Source organism: Anaerobutyricum hallii DSM 3353, assembly GCF_000173975.1.
Lineage (GTDB): Bacteria > Bacillota > Clostridia > Lachnospirales > Lachnospiraceae > Anaerobutyricum > Anaerobutyricum hallii.
In genome coordinates this window covers 1-2,795 of the sequence record NZ_ACEP01000155.1, presented here as the reverse complement: position 1 = coordinate 2,795, position 2,795 = coordinate 1, and the positions used below count along the sequence as shown (strand labels likewise).

The window sequence follows — 2,795 nt, the reverse complement described above, 5'->3', positions numbered from 1 at the left end:
TTAGAACAAATACAACCGTGGGACACACGGGGATAGCTCGCTTATGCTTAGCACAGTAGTGTTATCGAACGAGAACCAAACTTGCTGAGGTGGGGGAGGATGTCACATTATAATCAGTTATGACTATAACTATCATGTATTAGAGCGTGTTTAAACACGCTTCAGTATAATAGCAAACTAATGTACTGACCAGTTATATAAAACAAACGAAAACGAGGATCTATTTATGAAAAAGATAACACGAACCACCGGCCTGAAAGGAACACTCACCGTTCCCGGAGATAAATCAATCAGCCACAGGGCCATTATGTTCGGCTCTCTCTCTGAGGGAACAACTACGATTCATGGCTTCTTAAAAGGGGCTGACTGCCTTTCTACCATTGATTGCTTCCGCAAGATGGGTATTTCTATTGAAGAAAAGGACGAAACCATTTATGTACATGGAAAAGGGCTTCACGGACTCAGCAAGCCAGAAGAGACTTTAGATGTCGGCAACAGCGGTACAACAACCCGCCTTATTTCCGGTATTCTTGCCGGTCAGGATTTTGATACTGTTTTAAGTGGAGATGCTTCTTTAAATTCCCGCCCTATGGGAAGAATCATGAAACCTCTCTCCATGATGGGAGCTGATGTCACAAGCATTAACAATAATGGCTGTGCACCTCTTTCTATTAAAGGACATACTTTAAATGCCATTCATTATGATTCTCCTGTCGCTTCTGCCCAGGTAAAATCCTGCGTTCTTCTTGCCGGATTATATGCAGAAGGAACGACAAGCGTCACAGAACCTGCTCTTTCAAGAGATCACACAGAAAGAATGCTCCGTTCCTTTGGTGCAGATATCGTATCGGATGGAAACACCTGTACCATCACTCCGCCAGAGACATTACATGGACAGCATATCGAAGTTCCAGGAGACATTTCTTCTGCTGCATTTTTCATCGTAGCTGGTTTAATTACTCCAGATTCCGAAATTACAATTAAAAATGTTGGCATTAATGATACTCGTGCTGGAATTTTAAAGGTATGTCAGGACATGGGTGCAGACATCACTTTATTAAATACCCGCGAAGAAGGCGGGGAGCCTGTTGCTGATCTTCTTGTAAAAACAAGTAAACTTCACGGAACTGTTGTGGAAGGAAGCATTATCCCTACTCTTATTGATGAACTACCTGTCATTGCCCTTATGGCCTGCTTTGCAAAAGGAAAAACCATCATCAAAGATGCTCACGAACTTCGTGTAAAAGAATCCGACCGTATCGCGATCATGACAGAGAACTTAACTGCGATGGATGCCGATGTTATTGATACCGATGACGGATTTATTATTAACAGCCGCTCAGAAGAGTCTATTCCTGTTCTTCATGGAGCCGAAATCAACTGTTCTATGGATCACCGTATCGCCATGACATTTGCCATTGCAGGACTGAACGCCGATGGCGAAACCATGATTACTGATTCTGATTGCGTGGATGTTTCCTATCCGGGATTTTTTGCACAATTAGAGGCTTTAAACAACTAATAGAAAGATATTTTTCCAAATATGTGTCACCATTTATGAGAAAGGAATACTATGAGAAAATTAAGAAAAATCTTACTTAGCACCATCTTTGCACTCACTGTCAGCACTACTTTTTTTGCAAATACAGCTGGTACACAAACAGTAACTGCTGCATCTGGTACTGCTGTCACATTTAAAAGAAAAGTAATCGCCTACCGAACAGGCTCTGTTTACAACTTCGTTCCTATGGGAAATGCAGCTGATAACCGCCGGGCATTAAATCTTTTAATGGAAGGAAATGAAAAAAAGGTAATCAATATCAATAATAATGTTCATATTGATACTTATTTGCGTCCGGGAAATAATACAACAATCAACGCTGGCAAACATACCATCACCTCTGATAAAGGAGTTATTATCAACGATCCAACTGCTGCTTCCTACACAAACTTTAAAAACCTTACAATCAACGGCGGCATCTGGAAGAATTCTTCCTCCAGTGGATTAGCTGGTACTATGATGCGTATCAGTTATGCCTCAAACATTTCTATTAATAATGCTACGGTATATACTAATTATAAGGGACATGGAATCGAACTCATTTCCTGCAGCAATGTCGTAGTTAATAACTGTACCCTCAAAGCACAGGGCAAATGCTCCAAAACCTGCGTGGAAGAACAGTTACAGATTGACCTGTCAAGCCCGACTACCGCACCTGGCCTTTACCGTCTTAGTAAAAAGCTTTGCAACGGTACACCATGTAAAAATATCACCGTAAAAAACTGTACGATTCAGGGTGCCCATGGTATTTGTGCTAACTTTGCAGGCGCAGGCAATGAAGCTAAGTACCGTAAAGCCAGAAATTATCATTCCAATATCACCATTGAAAATTGTAACGTTACTGGAATCTCGGCAGAAGCTATTGCTCTTTTCAATACAAAAAGTGCCACAGTAAAAAACTGCCGCATCACAACCAAAACACCAAAAAGCCGCAACTCCTATTCTGTCGGCCTGGCTGTTGCCTACCAAAAAGGCTCCGCTCCAAAAGCAACTACTAAAAATGTTATCAGCCTTATAAATAATACTGTAAAAGGCGGACAGCAGGGTATTTTTGTACGCTCTAACGCTTCTAAAAAATTAGGAACTGTTATTGTCAGTGGAAATACTGTCTCTGCGAAAAAAGGAAAGAAAAATGCCATTAAGGTATTGTCCGCTAAAAAGGTGAAAATAGCAAAAAATAAAACGAAAAAATGGTAAGAGAATTCTGATTTGCTGCAGGCAAAGGAGACGCCCG

General features: G+C 41.0%; 2 protein-coding genes. Both read left to right on the top strand.

Annotated elements, in window-relative coordinates:
* The first annotated feature begins 226 nt into the window (after positions 1 to 226).
* Complete coding sequence (gene aroA / locus EUBHAL_RS13685; protein ID WP_005351306.1) at positions 227 to 1,522, top strand: 3-phosphoshikimate 1-carboxyvinyltransferase; 1,296 nt, start codon at positions 227 to 229, stop codon at positions 1,520 to 1,522.
* A gap of 51 nt (positions 1,523 to 1,573) precedes the next feature.
* A complete protein-coding gene (locus EUBHAL_RS13680; RefSeq protein ID WP_005351305.1) occupies positions 1,574 to 2,758 on the top strand; it encodes a right-handed parallel beta-helix repeat-containing protein in 1,185 nt (394 codons plus the stop codon).
* Positions 2,759 to 2,795 lie beyond the last annotated feature (37 nt).

Coding starts and splice junctions, on each gene's coding strand:
- aroA (WP_005351306.1), top strand. CDS start 227: ATGAAAAAGATAACACGAACCACCGGCCTGAAAGGAACACTCACCGTT.
- EUBHAL_RS13680 (WP_005351305.1), top strand. CDS start 1,574: ATGAGAAAATTAAGAAAAATCTTACTTAGCACCATCTTTGCACTCACT.